The sequence below is a fragment of the Streptomyces sp. NPDC043876 genome (genome assembly GCF_056435825.1).
Genome location: NZ_JBWKDV010000018.1, coordinates 73,143 through 94,132 on the forward strand (window position 1 = coordinate 73,143; position 20,990 = coordinate 94,132).

Below are 20,990 nucleotides of genomic sequence, written 5' to 3' on the forward strand. Positions count from 1 at the left end.
TCGGCAGTGGTGACGGGCGGACCCTCAGCGAGGAAGTGTGTAGAACGTTCTCCACTCGGGTGGCTCAAACATTGCGCTCCCTCCTCACGAACAGTCAAGACACGGATCTGTAACTCCTGCGAAATGACCGCTTGGCGTTGACGTACTGTGCCGTTAGCGATGTAGACCGTTACACCGTGCGGCGAGAGCGGAGTGGTGACTCATGGACCCGACTGGACAGCCCAAGAAGCGGGTGACGATCACCGATGTCGCGCGGCGGGCCGGGGTGTCGACTGCCGCGGTTTCGAAGGTGCTGCGCAACGCGTACGGCTCGAGTCCCGCGATGCGGGAGAAGGTCCAGGCGGCCATGGCCGAGCTGGACTACCGGCCGCACGCCGCGGCACGCGGCATGCGAGGCCGCACGTACACCGTCGGAGTCCTGCTGGACAACATCCGCAACGCGTTCTTCGCCGACATCCTCGACGGAATCCACGACGAGCTGCAGGAGAGCGCGTACACCGTGATGGTCGGCGCGGCGGGGTTCGGCGCCGAGGCCCAGACCCGGACGGTTCGCGCCATGGTGGACCGCCAGATGGACGGCCTCGTCCTCATTGCCCCGGGCTGCCCGCGAGCCGAGGTCCTGGCCATGGCCGCGACGACACCGACCGTCGTCATCGGGCACCACGACACCGCGGACGCGCACGACTCGGTGGTGGACGCCGACGGCATCGGAGCGGGCCTGGTCGTGGACCATCTGACCGATCTGGGCCACCGCGACATCGCGTTGGTCTCCGCGTCCGGGACGAAGGCCGGCGCGTGGCGGCGGACCCCGGAAGCCGTACTGACCAGCGGATACCTCGCGGCCATGGATCACCACGGCCTGGGGGCACACACCCGTGTTCAGCATGCCGCCTACTCCGACGAGGGCGGCTTCGAGGCGGGCATGGCCCTGCTGACGGCGGAACCCCGGCCGACCGCCATCATGGCGGGTGCAGACGTCGCGGCGCTCGGCATCTACCGGGCCGCCCACGAACTCGGCCTGCGCATTCCTCAGGACCTGTCGCTGGTCGGCTACAACAACACCGCCCTCGCCGCCCTGGCTCCCGTACAGCTCACCAGCGTCGACCAGGCGGGACACACCATGGGGTCCACCGCGGCACGCATGCTCATCGACCGCGTGGAGGGCCGCCGCGACCGCGCCATGCAGACCACCATGACACCGCGACTGGTGGTGCGCGGCAGCACCACGGCACCGCAAGCCCGTTAGGCCACCGCCGACACCTCCTCGCCGTTCCGTCGGCGGGGAGGGCAGCGCGACGCGCCGGGCGGGGTGTGGGGGCATGGGTGGAGTCCGGAACGCAAGGCCGCGGAAGCGGGAGGGCGAGGTTGGCCCTGGCGCCCGGTCGGCGGGGTGACATCGGCGCGTGCGCTCGACGTGTACGACGACTATGGGCGGTCCGGGATGGTTTGCCCACCCCCTGCGTGATTCATATTGGTGATGCCGATCATCCGCTGCATGGATAGGCGTCCCCGAGCAGGCCCCGGCTGGTCAGCGCGTTCCGCACCCCCGCGCCTCATGCCCCAGGTGCGTCGCCCATCCGTCGGCCCACCCGCGCGGCCGTCTCGCGCAGCCAGATGTGGGCGGCGTCGTGGGTGTGCACGGGATGCCACCAGAGCGCCTGGCGCAGCGGCACCGCCTCGTAGGGCGGCTCCATGACACGCACTCCCGTGAACGGCGCGAGACGCTCCGCCAGACGGGCCTGGACCAGGGCGATCCTACGGGTGCCCGCCACCAGGAGCGGGAGGAGCTGGAAGCTGTCGACTGAGACCTCGACGCGCGGCTCGATGCCGAGCATGCCCAGTTGCCGCACCGCGGGAGCGTCGTACGTCCGCCGGTAGGCGACCCATGGAAGGCGGGCCAGGTCCTGGCGGGTGAGGTGCTCTTCGACGCTCGGGTGATCGTCCGAGACGATGAAGACCCAGCGGTCGTCGTAGAGGTCGGTTGCCGGGAATTCGCTGATGACCCCGTGCGGCATCAGCACGCCGTCGGTGGCACTGAGCAGGCTGGCCGTGTCGTCGACGACGGTGATCGGCGTCTGGGTGAAGCGCAGCCGGACGCCGGGGGCCTCCTCGTGTACGACGCGGGCGAACTCGGCCCCGAACACGGCGACGGCGTAGTCGGACGCCACGAGGCTGAACTCCCGGCTCTCCTTGGCGGGGTCGAAGCTCGCCTGACTGGAGAAGAGCCGTTCCAGTACGTCGTACGCGGTGGAGGTGCGGTCGAGGAGCACCTGCCCGAGGGCGGTGAGTTCGTAGTGGCCACCGACACGGGCGAGCAGGTCGTCGTTGAAATGCCGGCGCAATCGCCCGAGGGCGGCGCTCATGGCCGGCTGACTGAGCCCGACGCGCTGCCCGGCCCGCGTGACGTTGCGCTCCTCCAGCAGTGCGCGCAGAGCCACCACGAGGTTGAGGTCCAGACGGGCCAGATTCACGGCATTTCCCCTTGCTGTTCGGGCACCGACCATGAGGTATCCATCAAGCAGATGACAACCATCCGAACAATCGATTTCCCTGATCAAGGCGGCAGGTCCAGATTAGTCCCATCGCCATCAGGAGGACATGTCCGTGAAACCTGGATCCCCGTCCGCGCTCTTTGCCGGACCTTTCGCCCTCGCGACGCTTTCGCCCCCGGAGGGGCCCGCGTTCCCCGCCCTGGTCACCCCGGACGCTCAGGTGCTCGACCTGCGCATCGCCCTGGACGATGCGCAGGTGACCGCCGTGGGTCTGCTCGAAAACTGGGAGGCGATCCTGCCGAGGCTTCGGGCCCTCGCCGAAGAGGACCGCACCGACCGCAGGCCCCTTTCGGAACACCGGGTGCACGCGCCGGTCGAGCCCCGACAGGTGTTCCAGTCGGGCGCCAACTACCGGCAGCACGTGATCGACCTGCATGTGGCACACCGGGCCGCAGATGACGACCGCTCCGAGGAGGAGCGGCGCGCGGAGGCTGCGGAGATCATGGACCGCCGGGCAGCGGAGGACCTTCCCTACGTCTTCATCGGCCTGCCGAGCTCCATCACCGGCCCGTACGACGACGTCACCCTCCCCGCCTGGGCCGAGAAGCCCGACTGGGAGCTGGAACTGGCGGCGGTGATCGGCCGTCCCGCCTACCGGGTCTCCGTGGAGGAGGCGATGGAATGCGTCGCCGGCTACACGATCGCCAACGATCTGACCGACCGGGCGACCGTCTTCCGCCGGGACATGCCGCAGATCGGCACCGACTGGCTGCGCAGCAAGAACGCACCGGGCTTCACCCCTCTCGGGCCTTGGATCGTGCCCGCCGAGTCCATCGCAGACACCGGTGACCTGCGCCTGACGCTGAAGCTCAACGGCGACACCATGCAGGACGAGTCCACGAAGGACATGATCTTCAGCGTGGCCCGTGTGGTCTCCTACGTCTCGCAGACCGCCCGCCTCCTCCCCGGCGACCTGGTTCTCACCGGCTCCCCGGCGGGCAACGGCATGCACTGGGGCCGGCTGCTGCGCGACGGCGACGTCATGGACAGCGCCATCACGGGCCTCGGTGCACAGCGCACCCGCTGCATCGCGGAGGCGTGATGAGCCTGGACCGCCGCGACCCCGAGGGTTCGATCGCCCGCACCGCCAAGGCGTGCTCCAACTGGGGCCGTTGGGGCGAGGACGACGTACTCGGCACGTTGAACTTCCTCGACGAGGCCAAGCGCCGCGAGGGCGCCGCACTCGTCCGGCGCGGTGTGAGCTTCTCGCTCTCCCAGCGCTTCGACATCAACGGCCCGCAGAAGGGCTGGCGTCGGCGCACCAATCCGGTGCACACCATGTTGGACACCGGAACGGACGCGGCCCTCGGCAACCAGGGCCTCCCGCACGGCATCGGCGGCGCCGACGACGTGATCGCCATGCCGCTGCAGTGCTCGACCCAGTGGGACGGCCTCGGCCACATCTTCGACCACGGCAAGGCGTGGAACGGCCGCCCCGCCCAGAAGGTCGTCACCTCCGAGGGCGATCTGGTCACCGGCATCGAGCACATGGCGCACCAGATCGCCGGGCGAGGGGTGCTGCTGGACGTGGGCCGCGCCGTCGGCCACGACGGCGAACTGCCCGACGGGTTCGCTATCACCGAGGAGCACCTGACGGCCACCGCGGAAGCCCAGAGTGTGGCCGTGGGGCGGGGGGACCTGGTCCTGGTGCGCACCGGGCAGCTCGCCCGGGTACGCCGCGACGGCTGGGGCGAGTACGCGGGCGGACCGGCCCCCGGCCTGTCCTTCACCAGTGCCGGCTGGCTCCAGGGCAGCGAGATCGCCGCGATCGCCACGGACACCTGGGGCTTCGAGGTGCGCCCCAACGAGTTCGAGCACGCCTTCCAGCCCCTGCACCAGGTGGCCATCCCGCACATCGGCCTGCTGATCGGCGAGATGTGGGACCTCGATTCCCTGGCCGAGGACTGCGCGGCCGACGGCGTGTACGAGTTCTGGCTCACCGCCGCTCCTCTGCCGATCACCGGTGCGGTCGGGTCCCCGATCAATCCGATAGCCGTCAAGTAGTCCGACAACTCACCCGAGGAACAAGGGAGTTCCCATGACCGAAACCCGCACGGTCCTCGTCGTCGGCGGCGGCGCGGCCGGCAACGCCGTGACGATCCTGCTGCGCCGCGCCGGCATCTCGGTGGACCTGGTCGAGGCCAAGGCCGACTGGAACGCCACCGCCGGATCCGGCATCACCCTTCAGGGCAACGCCCTGCGCGTACTGCGCGAACTGGGTGTCTGGGACCAGGTGAGGACGTCCGGCTTCGGCTTCGGTTCCGTCGGCATCACCGCGCCCGACGGAAGCGTCCTGCACGTCCACCGTGATCTGCGCACGGGTGGTGACGATCTGCCCGCCACGCTCGGCATGCAGCGGCCCGAGCTCCAGCAGATCCTGATCGATGCCGTCCTCGCGAGCGGAGCCCGGGTCCGCCTCGGCACCCGGGCCGAGATCCTCGACCAGGACGCGGAGGGCGTCTCCGTCCGTTTCACCGATGGTACGGAGGGGCGCTACGATTTGGTGATCGCGGCCGACGGCCTCGGTTCCGCCACCCGAGCGGCCATCGGCGTCACCGCCAAGCCCGAGCCCACCGGCATGGCCATCTGGCGCATCGCCGCGCCCCGCCCCGCCGAGGTGACCCGCACCGATCTCGCCTACGGCGGACCGGCCTACATCTCCGGCTACTGCCCCACCGGCGACACGACCCTGTACGCGTACGTCGTCGAGGCCAACCGGGACCGGGCATCCATCCCACCGGAGTCGTACGCCGACGAGATGCGCCGGCTGGCCTCCGCGTACGGCGGCTTCTGGCCGCAGATCGCCGAGAGCATCACGGACCCGGCGAAGGTCAACTACACCTGGTTCGACCAGATGCTGGTCGAGGGCTCCTGGCACCGCGGCCGGGTCGTCCTCATCGGTGACGCCGCCCACTGCTGCCCGCCCACCCTCGCGCAGGGCGCCGCGCTGTCCCTCGAAGACGCGTGGGTGCTCGCGCAGATGCTGGCCGGCGCCGACGACTGGGACGACGCTCTGCTCCAGGCGTTCTACGAGCGGCGGATCGCCCGCGTCCGCCCCGTCGTGGAGGCGTCCGTACAGATCGGGCAGTGGCAGCTCGACGGGGTCCGCGACGCGGACGTCCCCGGCCTGATGGGCCGCACCATGACGATGCTGCGGGAGCTGCCGTGAGCCGCGTGCCCAGGCCGGAGCCGCTGACCGCGCCCACGATCGACGTGCACGCCCATGTGCTGCTGCCGGAGGTCGAAGCCCTCGTGGCCGGCCTGCCGGGACTGGCGGAGGCAAGGGCCCTCGATGCCCGGCGCAACGGCCCCGCTGCGCTCGCGGTCAGCGGGGCCATGGTCCGCGACCGCATCCCCCGGCTGACCGACCCCGCCGTACGCCTCGCCGCCATGGACGCGCAGGGCGTCGACGTACAGCTGGTCAGCCCGTCCCCCTCCCACTACCACTACTGGGCGGACGAGGACACGGCCGAGAAGGTGTACCGGCTCGCCAACGAGGCGACCGCCACCCACTGCGCGGCCGCACCCGACCGGCTGCGCGGACTCGGGCTCGTCCCCCTCCAGCACCCGGAACAGGCGGCGCGGGCCCTCGATCACGCCTTGGAACAGGGACTGGCCGGGGTGGAAATCTCCAGCCATGCCCCGGGCCGTGAACTGTCCGACACGGCGTACGAGCCCTTCTGGGCACGGGCCGCGGAGACGGGCGCGATCGTCTTCCTGCACCCCTTCGGCTGCACGCTCGACGAGCGCCTGGACCGGTGGTACCTGTCCAACACCGTCGGCCAGCCCACCGAGAACGCCGTCGCACTCTCCCACCTTATCTTCTCCGGCGTGCTGGACCGCCACCCCGGCCTGAAGCTGATCGCGGCCCACGGCGGCGGCTACCTGCCCACCCACATCGGACGCTCCGACCACGCCTGGTCGACCCGCTCCGACGCGAGCTCCGGCTGCCTGCACCCGCCCAGCAGCTACCTCAAGCGGCTCTACTTCGACTCGTTGGTCCATGACCCCGACGTCCTGCGGGAGTTGGTCCGGGTCGTCGGGTCTGAACGGGTCCTGCTCGGATCCGACTTCCCCTTCGACATGGGCACCGAAGACCCGGTCGCCGCCCTCAGGGCCGCGCGCCTGCCCGAGACCGCATTCGACGCCGTCCGCGGCGGCAACGCGGCCACCCTGCTGAACCTCGCCCTCGTCTGAGGAGGTACCCACCATGAACGCACGTCTGCTCACCCACCTGCGGCACGTCGACCTGGCCGTGCCGGACTACGAAAAGCAGCTCGACTTCTACGCCGGCGTCTGGGGCCTGACCAAGGTCGCCGAGGATTCCGGCGTCTCCTTCCTGGCCGCCGAGGGCTCCCCGGAGCAGTACGTGGTGCGGCTGCGCAAGGCCGAGGAGAAGCGGCTCGACCTCGTCTCCTACGGCGCCGCCGCACCCGCCGACGTGGACACCCTCGCCGAGCAGCTCCTGGCCGGTGGCGTCCAGCTGATCTCGCGGCCCGGGACCGTGGACACGCCCGGCGGCGGCTACGGCTTCCGCTTCTTCGACGTCGACGGGCGCACCATCGAGGTCTCCGCCGACGTCGCGGTGCGACAGCACCGCAAGATCGAGGAGAAGGAGGCCATCCCGGTCAAGCTCTCCCACGTCGTCCTGAACTCCCCCGACCTCGATCGCACCCGCGCGTGGTACGAGCGCCACCTCGGCTTCCGTCTCTCCGACACCCTCAGCTCGCCCCACATGGGCGAGGTCATGCACTTCATGCGGATCAGCAACCAGCACCATTCCATGGCGCTGGCCAAGGGCCCGCACACCTCCCTGCACCACATCTCCTTCGAGATGCGGGGCATCGACGAGTACATGCGCGGCTCCGGCCGAGTGATCAGGGCGGGCCACCGCAAGATCTGGGGCCCCGGCCGCCACATGGCCGGCGACAACACCTTCACCTACTTCCTCGACCCGCACGGCAACACCGTCGAGTACACGACGGAGCTGGAGCTGCTCGACGAGGACAGCTGGCATCCGCACGTCTACGACTTCTCCGACCCGGACGTCACCGACCAGTGGGGCACCGCCAACGCCATGAACGAGATCGTCGCCAAGGAGTCGTTCAACGACCCCGACCGCGGTGTCTTCGTCGCCCCTCCGGTCTGATCCTCCCCCCCTTTCCCCCCGACTCCGGGGACGCGGCGGCCCTGTCGGCTGCCCTGACGCACAGTTCCGCGTCCCCGGACCCCACCGCCGACTCAGCCGTTCCCCTGGCCGACCACTCCTACCGGGAGCCGCACATGCGCTTCGCCTCCTACGAGCACCACCATCACCGGCGCGTCGGCGTCGTGGAAGCGGACGGCACGCTCTTCCCCCTGCCCGGCGTCTCCTCGCTCACCACGCTGCTGGAGCAGACCAGCGGTCTCCCCGGGCTCCTCGACGCCGGCGCGGCCGCCCGCGACGTACCGCCCGGCCCGCACGTCTCCGAGGTGCGGCTGCTGCCTCCCGTGCAGCCCACGGCCGTACGGGACTTCGTCACCTTCGAGGAGCACGTCGAGGGGGTCCGGCGTTCTGTGGAGGGGAGGGTCGGCGTGCCTGAGCAGTGGTACGCCGCCCCGACCTTCTACTTCACCAACCCGCACGCGATCTACGGGCCGCTCGACGGGATACCCGTGCCGCCCGGCGCGGCCGTGCTCGACTTCGAACTCGAAGTGGCCGCCGTCATCGGCCGCGAGGGCCGCGACCTCACACCTGAGCAGGCCCGCGAGCACATCGTCGGCTACACCGTCTTCAACGACTGGTCCGCCCGCGACCTCCAGTCCGCCGAGATGAAGATCGGCCTCGGCCCGTGCAAGGGCAAGGACACCGCCACCACCCTGGGCCCCTACCTGGTCACCGCCGACGAGCTGGATCAGCACCGGGACGCCGAGGGCTTCCTGCGCCTGGCGCTGAGAGCCGAGATCAACGGCGTGACCGTCGGCGAGGACCTGCTGTCCAACATGAGCTGGACCTTCGAGGAGATGACCGCCTACGCCTCGCGCGGGACGGTCGTGCGCCCCGGCGACGTCCTCGGCTCGGGCACCTGCGGCAACGGCGGCTGCCTCGCCGAACTCTGGGGCCTGCGCGGCGAGCAGACCCCGCCCCCGCTGGTGCCCGGCGACACCGTCACCCTCACGGTCGAGGGAATCGGTTCGCTCACCAACACCGTCGTTCCCGGGACCGAGCCCGTACCCCTGCCTGCGGGCCGCAGGCGCGATCGGGAGCGGCCGTGAGCACCCCGGCACCCCAGAGGCTGCGGGGCAAGGTCGTGGTGGTCACGGGCGCCGCTCGCGGCCAGGGTGCGGCCGAGGCGGAAGCGCTGACCCGCGAGGGCGCCCACGTCATCGCCACCGACGTGGTCACCGGCAGCGGTTGCCGACACCTCGACGTCAGCAGCGAAGAGGACTGGGCGGGCTTGGCCGCCGAGCTGCGCGAGACCTACGGCCAGGTGCACGGCCTGGTCAACAACGCCGGCCTCACCTGGCGCGCCCGCCTCGGTGAGGTACGCGCCGAGGACATGGCCCGCGTCCACGCGGTCAACGTCACCGGGCCGCTCCTCGGCATCCAGCACCTCGCGCCGCTCATGCCTCCCGGGTCCTCCATCGTCAACGTCGGCTCGTCGGCGGCCGTCACCGCGCATTACCCGGTGGCCTACACGACCAGCAAATGGGCGCTGCGCGGTCTGTCGAAGACCGCCGCCCTCGAACTCGGCCCGCGCGGCATTCGCGTCAACACGATCCACCCCGGATACATCGAAACCGAGATGACCGCGTCCGCGGCCCCGGCCTTCCGCGAGGCCAACATCCGCGAAACCCCGCTGGGACGCACCGGCACCGTCGGCGAGATAGCGCCATTGGTCGTCTTCCTGCTCTCGGACGACTCGTCGTTCATCAGCGGCGCCGAGATCCCGGTCGACGGCGGTCTCACCGCTCACGGCGGCGTCAAGTCCGTCTCGGACGCCTTGCGCCCGGAGGGTGGGACGTGATGCGCCTGGAAGGCAAGGTCGCCCTGATATCCGGTACGGCTCACGGCCACGGCAGGGCGGCCGCCCTGAGATTCGCAGCCGAGGGTGCGCTCGTCGTCGCGGGCGACCCGATCCACGAGGACGCCCTCGAAACCCAGCGACTGATCGCCCGAGCGGGAGGCACGGCGCTCGCCTCCGGGCCGCTGGACGTCACCGACGAAGGATCCGTACGTTCCTGGGTCGAAGAAGCCGTGGGGGCGTTCGGCGGCATCGACATCGTCTACGCGACCGCGGGCACCGTCCGCTTCGGCACCGTCCGTTTCGGCGCAGTCGGCTGCCAGCCGTACGACAACGTCGCCTTCACGATGCGCGCGCAGCTGGACTCGATGTGGCCCACGGTCCGAGCCACGTGGCCGCACTTGGTACGCAGCCGCGGCTGCGTACTGGCGGTCGGCCCGACCGCCGACATCACCACCCCTTTCCCCTCTCCACGCGCCGCTCACTCGGCGTCCAGGGGCTCGCTCGTGGCGCTGACGCAGCAACTCGCGGCGGAAGGCGCTCCGTACGGAGTCCGTGTCAACTGCGTCAGCCCCGGTCGGCCCGAGGACGTCGCCAGCGCGGCGGTGTTCCTCGTTTCCGAGGAGGCCGCCGACATCACCGGAGCCAACATCGTCGTGGACGGCGCCTGGTCCTTCCTCCTGCCCGGTGTCGCCTCATGAAAGGAGCACACACGATGGACAAAGTCATGGGCAGTGCCGCCGAGGCGGTGGCCGACATCCGGCCGGGCGCCTCACTGGCCGTGGGCGGTTTCGGTCTCAGCGGTGTACCCGAGGTCCTGATCCGCGCCCTTCTCCACCAGGGCGCGGACGGCCTGCGGATCGTCTCCAACAACTGCGGGGTCGACGGGCGCGGGCTCGGAGTCCTGCTGTCGGTCGGACGCATCGCCCGCGTCACCGGCTCCTACGTCGGCGAGAACAAGGAATTCGCCCGGCAGTACCTCGCCGGCGAGCTGGAAGTGGAACTCGTCCCGCAGGGAACGCTCGCCGAACGCCTGCGCGCCGGCGGCGCCGGCATCCCCGCCTTCTACACCCCGGCCGGCGTGGGTACCCAGGTCGCCTCCGGCGGACTGCCCTGGCGCTACGCTCCCGACGGCTCGGTCGCCGTCGCATCACCTGCCAAGGAGACCCGGGAGTTCGCCGGGCGCCGGCACGTGCTGGAGCACGGCATCACCACCGACTACGCCCTTGTACGGGCCTGGCGGGGGGACCGGCACGGGAACCTCGTCTTCCGTAAATCCGCGGCCAACTTCAACCCCCTTGCCGCCATGGCCGGCCGCGTCACGATCGCCGAGGTCGAAGAGCTCGTCGAACCGGGCGATCTGAGCCCTGACGCGGTGCACGTCCCCGGCATCTACGTCCGCAGGATCGTGGAACTCACCCCGGCGCAGGCGGCGGACAAGCCCATCGAGAAGAGGACGGTGCGTCCCTGATGTCCTGGACCCGCAACCAGATGGCCGCCCGGGCCGCCGCCGAACTCGTCGACGGCTCCTACGTCAACCTCGGCATCGGTCTGCCCACCCTCATCCCAGGGCTGCTCCCACCCGGCGTCCACGTGGTCCTCCACTCCGAGAACGGCATCCTCGGCACGGGCCCCTACCCCGTCGCGGACGAGGTCGACCCCGACCTGATCAACGCCGGAAAGGAGACCGTCACCGTGCTGCCCGGCGCCTCGTTCTTCGACTCCGCCCTGTCCTTCGGCATGATCCGCGGCGGCCACATCGACACGGCGGTCCTGGGCGCGATGCAGGTGTCGCAGCACGGGGACCTCGCGAACTGGATGATCCCCGGCAAGATGGTCAAGGGCATGGGGGGCGCCATGGACCTCGTCCACGGCGCCGGCCGCGTCATCGCCCTCATGGAACACACCGCCAAGGACGGCAGCCCCAAGATCGTCGAAGACTGCTCCCTGCCCCTCACCGGCGAGCGGTGCGTTCACCGCATCATCACCGACCTCGGCGTCCTCGACGTCACCGAGGACGGCCTGGCTCTCCTGGAGACGGCTCCAGGCGTCACCATCGCCGAGATCATCGCCCGGACCGACGCGCCGGTCCGCACGGAGCGTTAGCCGTGACGCCGAGATGAACTCACGCCGCAATAGTCCGTACACCAATGATGTGCGTACGACGTATCCGGCGTGACGGTTTCCGCCTCCCCTCTCTTGCACTCTGCTCCGATCCCCAAGGAGGCCTCATGTCCGCACTCCCCACCCCGCTCCGCATCGCCGTCGTCGGCGGCGGCATCGGCGGACTGGCCGCCGCGCTGGCGACCGCCCGCGCCGGCCATCACGTCACGGTGCTCGAACGGTCCGCCCGGTTCGGCGAGATCGGCGCCGGCTTGCAGCTCGCGCCCAACGCGTCTGCTGCTCTGGAACAGCTGGGAGTCCTCCATGCAGTCCAGCGCAACGCCGTCGCCCCACCGCGACTGGTGATGATGGATGCTCTGACCGGTGACGAGGTGACCTCCCTCGACCTGCGCAGCACGGCGTACACCGAACGCTTCACACACCCTTACCTGGTCACACATCGCACCGACCTGCACACCGCGCTCCTGGACGCCTGCCGGGACCATCCCGCCATCACGCTCCGCACCGGTCACACCGTCACCCACGCCGAGCAGGACGGCGCAGGAGTCCACCTGCACTTCGCCGACACCGGGGCGAAACTCACCGCCGACGCGGTCGTAGCCGCCGACGGCCTGCACTCGCGCCTGCGCCAGGCCCTGGTCGGCGACGGCGAACCGGTCTGCTCGCGCTATGTGGCGTACCGCGGGGCCCTGCCCGTCGAGAGCATGACGGGCAGGATGTCGCAGTACGCCGCGTCGGAAGCGGTGATGGTCTGGGCGGGGCCCCGTATGCACCTGGTGCAGTACCCCGTCCGGCGTGGCGAGCTGTACAACCAGGTCGCCGTGTTCGAGAGCGACCACTACACGCCGGACTCGGATGCCTGGGGCACCGAAGCCGAGCTCGAAGAACGGTTCGCCGGAGCCTGTCAGCCGGTCCGCGACGCGCTGCCGCTGGTGGCACGGGACCGCCGCTGGCCCCTGTACGACCGACTGCCCATCGAAGACTGGGTGCACGGCCGCATCGTGCTGCTCGGCGACGCCGCCCACCCCATGCTCCAGTACCTGGCTCAAGGCGCCTGCCAGGCACTTGAGGACGCCGTTGCCCTCGGGCAAGCGCTCGGCGGGTTCACCGACCCGGCCGACGCGTTCGCCGCGTACGCCGGGCAGCGCCGTCGGCGGGCGGCGCTCGTCCAGACGAACGCCCGGCGCTTCGGCGAGATCTGCCACCTGGAGGGAATGGGGGCCACCCTCCGCAACGCCCTCTTCTCGTCCCGTTCGTCCGAGGACTTCGACGACATGTCCTGGGTGTGGACGCCGGCCCCTGCCTCCGTTCCCGCCCCGTGATCACGCCACCGCAGGAGGACACCATGAACGACGAACTCGTCTACAAGGCGCTGGAGGATTCGGGAGCCGCACCACTGTGGCGCTTCTACGGCAATTTGTTCCCCGCCGAGCCGAAGAGCCGTGCCGTTGCCCACCGCTGGAGCTGGCAGGAACTGCGGCCCCACCTGCTGCACTTCTCCCGGACCCTCTCCCTGGAGGAGGCCGAACGGCGCGTGCTCATGCTCGTGAACCCCGGCCTGAGCGATCCCCCGGCCACCGTCAACACCCTCTATGCCGGACTGCAGATCATCCTGCCCGGAGAGACCGCCCAGGCGCACCGGCACACGTCCAACGCGTTCCGCTTCATCCTGGAGGGCAGCGGCGCGTGGACCACGGTCAACGGCGAGCGCGTCTTCATGTCCCCGGGCGACCTGCTGCTCACCCCCGGGTGGCACTGGCACGACCACACCCATGAGGGCGACGCGCCGATGATCTGGCTCGACGCGCTCGACTACCCGCTCGTCAACGCCCTGGAAGCCGGCTTCTACGAGAAGTACCCCCAGCGGCTCCAGCCCGTCACCCGGCCCGACGACGTGGGTAGCAAGCAGTTCCTGCACGGCCGGCTGACCCCCGCCTGGCTCACCCCCGACGGACCCCACTCCCCCGTCACCCGCTACACCTGGACAGAGACCCAACGGGCCCTGGACGCCGTCGCCGACACCGCCGAAGGCAGCGAGGTCGACGGCATCGTCCTCGAATACACCAACCCGTGGACCGGCGGTCCGGTCATGCCCACGATCGGCTGCCGCATCCAGCGTCTGCGCCCGGGCTTCCGGGGCGTCGGGCGCCGGCACACCGCCTCCACCATCTTCAGCGTCGTACGCGGTGAAGGCGCCACGATCGTGGACGGAAAGCGGCTGGAGTGGTCCGAGCACGACACCTTCGCCGTACCCGGGTGGACGTCCTACCGGCACCTCAACAGCTCGCCCTCGAACGACGCCGTGCTGTTCTCCTACAGCGATGAACCCGTCATGCGCTCCCTGGGTCTCTACCGCACGGAAGATGCCGACCCCGGCGCCTGATCCGCCCATCCGACACTTCACCAAGGAGGCCACGGTGCGCCTGGCCCTGTTCAACAAAGGACGTATCGGGCTCCTCGACGGGGACGACCTCGTCGACGTGACCGAACTGCTCGCCGGCTCCGGAACCTTCGGCGCGGCCGGAGCACTCCACCACCACATCGAGACCGCCGACCGGCTCGGCTCGGTTGACCTGGACGTCGCCGGCCGTACGCGGGTCCCGCTCGCCGAGGCCGTCCTGGAAGCCCCGCTCCCCCGCCCCGGAAAGATCATCGGGGCACCGGTCAACTACCTGGACCACAAAGCGGAAATGGAGTACTTCACCTCGATCGCCGACCTCGGAGTCTTCCTGAAGGCCAATTCATCGGTCATCGGACCGGGCCAGGACATCCTCCTGCCCTACTCCGACAAGCGCACGGACCAGGAAGGCGAACTCGGCATCGTCATCGGCCGTACCGCCGCGCACGTCAGCCCTGAAGAGGCCCTGGACCACGTCTTCGGCTACACGTGTCTGCTGGACATCACCGTCCGCTCCGGCGAAGACCGCTCCACCCGCAAGTCGTTCGACACCTTCACCCCCATCGGCCCCTGGATCGTGACCGCGGACGAGATCCCGGACCCGGACTCCCTCGGCCTCCGCTGCGACGTGGGCGGCGCCACCCGGCAGCGGACCAACACGGCCCACCTGATCTATGGCATCCGCGACCTGATCGCTTACACCTCCTCCGTCATGACCCTCCACCCCGGCGACGTGATCGCCACGGGCACCCCCGCGGGAGTCGGCCCGCTGAGCCACGGGGACCGCGTGGTCGTGGAGATCGAGCGGGTCGGCCGCCTGGAGGTCGGCGTCGACGGTTCCCGTGCCACCCCGTACGAGGAACGTCCCGGCCGTAGGGACCACTGACCGACTGGGCACACGCAAGGTGGTGCCGGCGCGGCGCTCATAGACTCGACCGCACACCGGAGTCCCGCCGGCCGGCACCACCTGTACGAGAGCACACGAGCACACGAGAAAGACGGACCACCGTGGCGCGCGCACTGGAACTGGACGACTACATCGGACACCTGATCCGGCGCGCTAAGCAGGTGCACACCGCCCTCTGGTCCCAGCACGTCTCCCGGGAGATCACCTCCCAGCAGTTCACCGTCCTCAACGCCCTCAGCCGGGATCCCGGCATCCCGGCATCGATCAGCGAACCCTCTCGCGACTCACCTCGCTCGACCGCTCCACGGTCAACCACATGCTCCGGCGCCTCACCGACCGGCAGTAGGTGAGCCAGGAGCGCGACGAGACGGACCGCAGACGAACCCTCCTGCCCCTCACCGACGAGGGCGTCGAACTGCTCGACTCGTTGATCGGCCCCGCGGAACGCAGCAACGAGCAACTCCTCAACAGCCTGCCCGCGAACGAGCGAACCTCGGCCGTCCTCGTACTCCGCAGAATCGCCGTCCTCGACGACGAGACGTCCACCCGTCAGGCCTAGAAGTCAGCACGTTGCGTAGCGGCCGGGACGGCAATCCACCCGACATGACGAGCCAATGGGTATGTTGACATAGGTATCTCGTCATACTTATATTGCCTGTATGGCCACCCCCAGCGCGTCCGAGCAGGACATCCGGCAGATCGCGTCAGCGATGTCGGCCGTCCTGCCCGCGCTGAACCGGGCACTCGACCGGCGCCTCGCCCACGACTTTCCGCACCCCAAGCCGCCCGAGAGCCAGCTCGCGCTCTTGCGGCTCGTCGGCGAGCGTGACGGTGTCACGGTGAGCGAGGCCGCCGACGTCCTGCTGATGAAGCCGAACAACGTGAGCGCCCTGGTCACCCAGCTGGCGGGCCAGGGACTGCTGGAGCGCAGGCAGGACCCCGCGGACAAGCGGGTCGCGCATCTGCACCTGACAGCCGAGGCCCGGCAGCGGCTCGACGAGGTCGGGAGCCTCGTGGACGGGTACCTCATCGAGGCGCTGCACACCCTCACGGACGGGGCTCTCGACGCCATCGGGTCCGTGCTCGGCGCGCTCCATGGCTTGGCGCGGCACATTCACCCCGCCGCCCACTGACGGCGCTCGCGTACCCGCGTCCCGTCGACCTCCATCTGTACGAGGAAGCAAGGCATCTCCATGTCCTCCACTGCCGTGGACAGCTCTCCCCCGCCCGCACACATCCGGCCCGCCGCTCCGGTGGGCCGCCGCGCCAATCCCTGGCTGACGCTCGTCGCCGTCGCCTTCGGCCTGTTCATGGTCGGCCTGGACGGCTCCGTCGTCGCGATCGCCAACCCGGAGATCGGCCGGGACCTGAACGCCTCCACCGCCGACCTGCAATGGGTCACCAACTCCTACCTGCTGGCCCTGGCCGCAGCCCTGATACTCGGCGGGAAGCTCGGTGACCGCTTCGGCCGGCGCACCTTCTATCTGATCGGCGTCGTCGGTTTCACGCTCGCGTCGGTCGCCATCGGGCTGGCCGGTTCGATCGAGGGCGTCATCGCCTTCCGGGCCGTACAGGGCTTCTTCGGCGCTCTGCTGATGCCCAACACGCTCGGGCTGCTGCGCGCGGTGTTCCCGCCGAAGAAGTTCGGCATGGCCGTGGGCATCTGGGCGATGGTGTCGTCGGTGTCCACCGCGCTCGGCCCCATCGTCGGCGGGCTCCTCGTCGAGCACGTCAACTGGGAGTCCGTCTTCTACATCAACGCCCCGATCGGCGTCGTCGCGCTCGTCTTCAGCGCACTCGTGCTGCCGCAGAGCAAAAACGCCACCGCCTCCGGCGACCAGCGCTTCGACGTCCCCGGTGTGATCCTGCTCGCGCTCGGACTGCTCGTCGTCGTGTTCGGTGTGGTCAAGGGCGAGACGTGGGGCTGGAGTTCCGGCCCGACGCTGGGCGCACTCGCCTCCGGCCTCGCGATCCTCCTGGTCTTCGGCTGGTACGAAACGCGGGTGGAGCACCCGTTGCTGCCCATGCGGCTGTTCCGCAACCGCGCGCTGACCATCGGCACGATCATCACCGCGATCAACTTCTTCGTCCTGCTCGGCGTGATCTTCTTCGTCATGCTGTACCTGCAGAACGTACGCGGCTTCACCCCCGTCGAAGCGGGCGTGCGCACCCTGCCGCTGAGCCTGGCATCCGTGATCGCCTCGCCGCTGGGCGCGAAGCTCACCGAGAAGTACGGCGCCGGGCTGTCCATGCCGCTCGGAATGGTGCTGCAAGGCGGCGCCGCCTTCGGCGTACTCGCATGGGGCGTGGACTCGCCGTACGTCGCCATGTGGCCGCCCTTCATCGCCCTGGGCCTCGGCGTGGGCATGGTGATGGCCGCCTCCTCCGACGCCATCGTGGGCAACTCCCCGGTCAAGGACGCCGGCGTCGCGGGCGGACTCCAGGCCACCGCACTCCAGATCGGCGGCGCGCTCGGAACCTCCGTACTCGTGTCCCTCATCAGCAGCCGGGTCAACTCGACCCTGACCTCCGAACTCACCTCCGCCGGGGTGCCAATGCCCATGGCCGAGGGCTTGCACGAGGCCAAGGACGCAGTCTCCATGGGCATTTCACCGGTCTCCGGTGACATGCCGGCGCAGCTGAAGGCCGCGGTAATCGAGGGCAGCGGCCAGGCATTCATCAACGGAGTGCACACCGCCGCGCTCGTCACCGGCATCCTGTGCGTCATCGGCGCCGCCCTCGCCGCAGTCGGCGTACGGCGCAACCTGCGGGGCGCCCGTCACTAGGTGGGCGACGGGGCCGGACGGCCCGGCTGGGCTCGCGCCCGGCCGGGCTGATCCCTTCGTACCCTCCATCGCCGTCCGTATCCATGCAGACGCAGGGCGGCCTGGCGTCACCCCGCGCGTCCAGGCGCTCGCGCCCGAAGCCGCGCACCTCGACATCACCGGGGCGCTGCGTTACTGGACCGCGACCCCGCAGAGGTCGCCGCGCTCCTTCGGCTGCGGACACTGGCTCTGCACGACGTGCAGACGACGTGCGCGATCGCCCCGAACCGAATCCGACGGGTTCGTCGAATCCCGCGGGGTCCGTGCGGCGAACTCACCGCTTGCCGGGCCTTAAGCCTGCTTCGTACAGGGGGGTTTGACGGCCCTGAAGTTTCCCGCTCACCAGCGGACCTGGCCGGGGCCTGCGCCCCTTCCGGGACCCCGATGCCGCCGATGCCGCCGAGGACGGGGGGCGAGGAGGGCTGAGGGCCCAGGTCCCGGCCGACGTGCCGGCCGGGACCTGGGGGCGGCTCAGTCGGCCTGGTTATCGGCCTGCTTGGGCAGGCACCGTCGTAGTGCCCTACGGGTGGAATACCGAGCGCCTTCACCTGCTGGGCCGCCTTGCGCATCGCGGCCCGGATCAGTTCCACCCCGTCGAGCCCAATGGCTGCTTCGTCACCCGGCTCACCTGGTACGAGCCGCCGTAGCCGCCCGCGTCCTCGGGGCAGGACCCGCCGCAGCAGCGGCACCAGGACCTCGGCCATGGCGATGCATCGAGGGTCTTTCCCGTACGAAGCCACCCGCGGAGAGCGGCGCCGGCGGCGTCCGCATGGAGTGCTGCCTGCGCGGCGAGCAGTTGGGGGCCCCAACTCGTTCGCCGCCATCATGCCCGGTGTGCCGCCGGGCGACAGCCTTCGCCCTTCCCGGACTGTCCGCGCACTGACCCTGCTGGGCGGGCGGGTGAACGGGCACCAAAACCCGCCCGGGCACCGGCCCCGGCCCCGATACTGGCCGCCATGACAGAGACTCCCGAGAAGCTGGCGGCCCCGTTCTCACGGATCAAGATCCGGACCGGGGCGCTGGTGTTCTGCGGCAACGACGTCGCCCTCATCCGCCGCGACCGCGCCCACTCCACGCACTACACCCCGCCCGGCGGCAACGTCGAAGACGGTGAAGACCTCCACGACGCCCTGCGCCGGGAACTGGCGGAGGAGCTGGACCTGGACATCGATCAGGCTGACGGCGGCGATCTGCTGTGGGTCGTCGACCAGCGGGTCACCCGGCCGGGCCCCACCCCGCCGCCGCGCAAGATGCACCTGATCTACCGCCTCCACATCACCGCGCAATGCCGGGCCAGCCTCGCCGAGCAGGAGCTGGACGAACTCCCCGACGGCAGCCACGAGGTCGGCGTCATCGAGTGGATCGACTACCGCAAGACCGCCGACCTACCCATCTTCCCCCCGATCGGACCCGCCCTCGCCGCCCTGCACAGCCCCCGTGCCGCCGTCACCAACGCCGCCCTGGACGCGGTCACCGACGACAACTACAGCTGGGTCTGACGCGCGGCCAGCCGCCGGCGGGAGATGGCCACGCGAGACGGGCCACCAGCAGCATCCGCGTCACCACGCGAGGACGGCGGTCACCCGCAGGCCGGGGTGACCGCCCTTCTCCCGTGCCGGTCGCCCATACCGCGGTGGCCTGGCCGTACGGACCGCCGAACTGGTTGCGGTTGATCGGCGCCGTCGCCGTCGTCAGAGGCCCGTATTCCCCCAGCTAAGGGCTGCCCCGTAAGCGATCTTCGACCGGTTGCGGCAGTGCCCCGCGCGCGGGCGACTGGGCCCTGATGGCAGGATGATCGCCCCGACGATTCTGGGGGGCCGTGTCCGTGCACACGCCTGCTGACTACCTCGAACTGGCTCATGCCCAGAGCGACAGCGCCGTACTGCATCGACTCGCACGGTGTCCGTACCCCTTCGTATGGCAGGCGCTGGCCGCGGAGCGGCGGACTGCCCACGCCGGACATTCGCCGAGCCGTTCTCCCGGCTGGCCGCCCCGCATGCACGGTTCACCACGCGGCTCAACCACGCCCTGGAGCGAGTGGGGCTCGCGCTGGCCGGGCAGGCCGACGCCCGGCTGGCCGCCCAGCTGGGCTTCGGTGCGGGACGGATGACCTTGTTACGCAGGGTCATGGCATCCGCCGATCCGCAGTTCAGCACGCCGCGTGTGCTGGGCGTGGACGACTTCGCGATCCGTCGCGGCCAGACGTACTCCACGGTCTTGACCAACGTCGAAGACCATCGCGTGGTCGATGTGCTCCCGACCCGTGAAGCCGGGCCACTGGCCGCGTGGCTGATCCGCCACCCCGGCGTGGAGATCATATGCCGGGACCGGGCGGGCGCCTACGCCGAGGGCGCCCGGCGCGGTGCCCCCGACGCTCTGCAGGTCGCCGACCGGTTCCATCTGTGGCAGGGCCTCGGCCGGGCCGTGGAGACCTGCGTCGCCGCCCACCGCGACTGCCTGCGCAACCTGTTGTACAGCAGCATGATGCCGGAGGCCACCCGACCGGCTTCCGGCCAGCCGCAGGACGACTCGGAGCCCGTCGGCCGGCGGGCCGAGCGGAAGAAGGCAGCACATGCCCTGGTCCACAACCTCCTTGCCATCCGCAAGAAACGGCACCGACCCAGCAGACTGGACCCCTACAAGCCCTACCTGGAGCGGCGATTCGCCGCAGGCTGCACCAGTGCCAGCCGACTGCACAGCGAGCTGGTTGCCGAGCACGCTCCTGTCCCCTACGGCATGGTCCGCGCGCATATCGCCACGTTGCGCGGGGCTCCGTCCGAGGAGCCGCCCCGGCCGCCGACGGTGCGGCAGGTGACCGGCTGGCTCACCCGCCACCCCACCGCCCTGACCGAGGAGGACCGCGCCGGTCGGAAAGACGTTTTGACCCGCTGCCCCGAACTGGGCGCGGCAGCCGGACACGTCCGCGACTTCGGCGAGATACTCACCGACCGCCTCGGCTCCACATTCCCCACCTGGATCGAGGCCTCGACGCCAGCCAGCTACCCGGCCTCACCGGCTTCGCACACCATCTGCTCCGAGACCTGGACGCCGTGACAGCCGGGCTCACTCTCGACTGGAGCGCCAGCAGCATCGAGGGCGCCGTCAACCGCATCAAGAAGATCAAGCGGCAGCTTTGCGGCCGAGCCGGATTCGAACTGCTCCGCAAGATGATCCTGATCC

General features: G+C 70.1%; 20 protein-coding genes. 19 read left to right on the forward strand and 1 reads right to left on the reverse strand.

Annotated elements, in window-relative coordinates; translation table 11 throughout:
- Positions 1–202: 202 nt before the first annotated feature.
- Positions 203–1,246 (forward strand): LacI family DNA-binding transcriptional regulator, encoded by a 1,044-nt coding sequence (locus AC0693_RS36220; RefSeq protein ID WP_478804235.1) that lies wholly within the window; start codon positions 203–205, stop codon positions 1,244–1,246.
- Positions 1,247–1,553: 307 nt separating this feature from the next.
- On the opposite strand, the gene AC0693_RS36225 is transcribed toward AC0693_RS36220, so the two are convergent.
- On the reverse strand, positions 1,554–2,471 hold the full coding sequence (locus tag AC0693_RS36225; protein ID WP_469318596.1) for a LysR family transcriptional regulator: 918 nt from the start codon (positions 2,469–2,471) through the stop codon (positions 1,554–1,556).
- 127 nt (positions 2,472–2,598) lie between these two features.
- On the opposite strand from AC0693_RS36225, the gene AC0693_RS36230 reads away from it, so the two are divergent.
- The 18 genes from AC0693_RS36230 (at position 2,599) to AC0693_RS36315 (ending at position 20,864) form a co-directional block, all read left to right on the forward strand.
- Positions 2,599–3,594, forward strand: a complete 996-nt coding sequence (locus AC0693_RS36230; protein ID WP_478804236.1) for a fumarylacetoacetate hydrolase family protein — start codon at positions 2,599–2,601, stop codon at positions 3,592–3,594.
- Entirely contained in the window at positions 3,594–4,556 is a 963-nt protein-coding gene (locus AC0693_RS36235; RefSeq protein ID WP_478804237.1) for a cyclase family protein, read from the forward strand. Before AC0693_RS36230 ends, AC0693_RS36235 begins: the two co-directional genes overlap by 1 nt.
- A 34-nt stretch (positions 4,557–4,590) precedes the next feature.
- Positions 4,591–5,721: an FAD-dependent oxidoreductase gene (locus AC0693_RS36240; protein ID WP_478804238.1), complete on the forward strand. Its 1,131-nt coding sequence runs from the start codon at positions 4,591–4,593 to the stop codon at positions 5,719–5,721.
- A gap of 23 nt (positions 5,722–5,744) precedes the next feature.
- A complete protein-coding gene (locus AC0693_RS36245; RefSeq protein ID WP_478804253.1) occupies positions 5,745–6,749 on the forward strand; it encodes an amidohydrolase family protein in 1,005 nt (334 codons plus the stop codon).
- Between the two features lie 13 nt (positions 6,750–6,762).
- Positions 6,763–7,701, forward strand: a complete 939-nt coding sequence (locus AC0693_RS36250; RefSeq protein WP_469338635.1) for a VOC family protein — start codon at positions 6,763–6,765, stop codon at positions 7,699–7,701.
- Positions 7,702–7,835: 134 nt separating this feature from the next.
- The gene (locus AC0693_RS36255; protein WP_478804239.1) at positions 7,836–8,807 is read left to right on the forward strand and encodes a fumarylacetoacetate hydrolase family protein; all 972 of its coding nucleotides are present in this window, start codon (positions 7,836–7,838) and stop codon (positions 8,805–8,807) included.
- Complete coding sequence (locus AC0693_RS36260) at positions 8,804–9,559, forward strand: SDR family NAD(P)-dependent oxidoreductase (protein ID WP_478804240.1); 756 nt, start codon at positions 8,804–8,806, stop codon at positions 9,557–9,559. The genes AC0693_RS36255 and AC0693_RS36260 overlap by 4 nt, the downstream gene beginning before the upstream one ends.
- Positions 9,559–10,257, forward strand: coding sequence for an SDR family NAD(P)-dependent oxidoreductase (locus AC0693_RS36265; protein WP_478804241.1), 699 nt, complete (start codon positions 9,559–9,561; stop codon positions 10,255–10,257). The genes AC0693_RS36260 and AC0693_RS36265 overlap by 1 nt, the downstream gene beginning before the upstream one ends.
- Positions 10,258–10,271: 14 nt before the next feature.
- On the forward strand, positions 10,272–11,027 hold the full coding sequence (locus AC0693_RS36270; RefSeq protein WP_478804242.1) for a CoA transferase subunit A: 756 nt from the start codon (positions 10,272–10,274) through the stop codon (positions 11,025–11,027).
- Positions 11,027–11,662: a CoA transferase subunit B gene (locus AC0693_RS36275; protein WP_478804243.1), complete on the forward strand. Its 636-nt coding sequence runs from the start codon at positions 11,027–11,029 to the stop codon at positions 11,660–11,662. Before AC0693_RS36270 ends, AC0693_RS36275 begins: the two co-directional genes overlap by 1 nt.
- Positions 11,663–11,787: 125 nt before the next feature.
- The gene (locus AC0693_RS36280; protein ID WP_478804244.1) at positions 11,788–13,002 is read left to right on the forward strand and encodes an FAD-dependent monooxygenase; all 1,215 of its coding nucleotides are present in this window, start codon (positions 11,788–11,790) and stop codon (positions 13,000–13,002) included.
- 23 nt (positions 13,003–13,025) lie between these two features.
- Positions 13,026–14,063, forward strand: a complete 1,038-nt coding sequence (locus tag AC0693_RS36285) for a cupin domain-containing protein (protein ID WP_478804245.1) — start codon at positions 13,026–13,028, stop codon at positions 14,061–14,063.
- A gap of 34 nt (positions 14,064–14,097) precedes the next feature.
- The gene (locus tag AC0693_RS36290) at positions 14,098–14,964 is read left to right on the forward strand and encodes a fumarylacetoacetate hydrolase family protein (protein ID WP_478741878.1); all 867 of its coding nucleotides are present in this window, start codon (positions 14,098–14,100) and stop codon (positions 14,962–14,964) included.
- Between the two features lie 367 nt (positions 14,965–15,331).
- Entirely contained in the window at positions 15,332–15,544 is a 213-nt protein-coding gene (locus AC0693_RS36295) for a hypothetical protein (protein ID WP_478804246.1), read from the forward strand.
- Between the two features lie 100 nt (positions 15,545–15,644).
- Positions 15,645–16,118 (forward strand): MarR family winged helix-turn-helix transcriptional regulator, encoded by a 474-nt coding sequence (locus AC0693_RS36300; protein WP_478804247.1) that lies wholly within the window; start codon positions 15,645–15,647, stop codon positions 16,116–16,118.
- A gap of 60 nt (positions 16,119–16,178) precedes the next feature.
- A complete protein-coding gene (locus AC0693_RS36305) occupies positions 16,179–17,771 on the forward strand; it encodes an MFS transporter (protein ID WP_478804248.1) in 1,593 nt (530 codons plus the stop codon).
- Between the two features lie 995 nt (positions 17,772–18,766).
- Positions 18,767–19,309: an NUDIX domain-containing protein gene (locus tag AC0693_RS36310; protein ID WP_478804249.1), complete on the forward strand. Its 543-nt coding sequence runs from the start codon at positions 18,767–18,769 to the stop codon at positions 19,307–19,309.
- Between the two features lie 418 nt (positions 19,310–19,727).
- Positions 19,728–20,864: an ISL3 family transposase gene (locus AC0693_RS36315; protein WP_478804250.1), complete on the forward strand. Its 1,137-nt coding sequence runs from the start codon at positions 19,728–19,730 to the stop codon at positions 20,862–20,864.
- Positions 20,865–20,990: the final 126 nt, after the last annotated feature.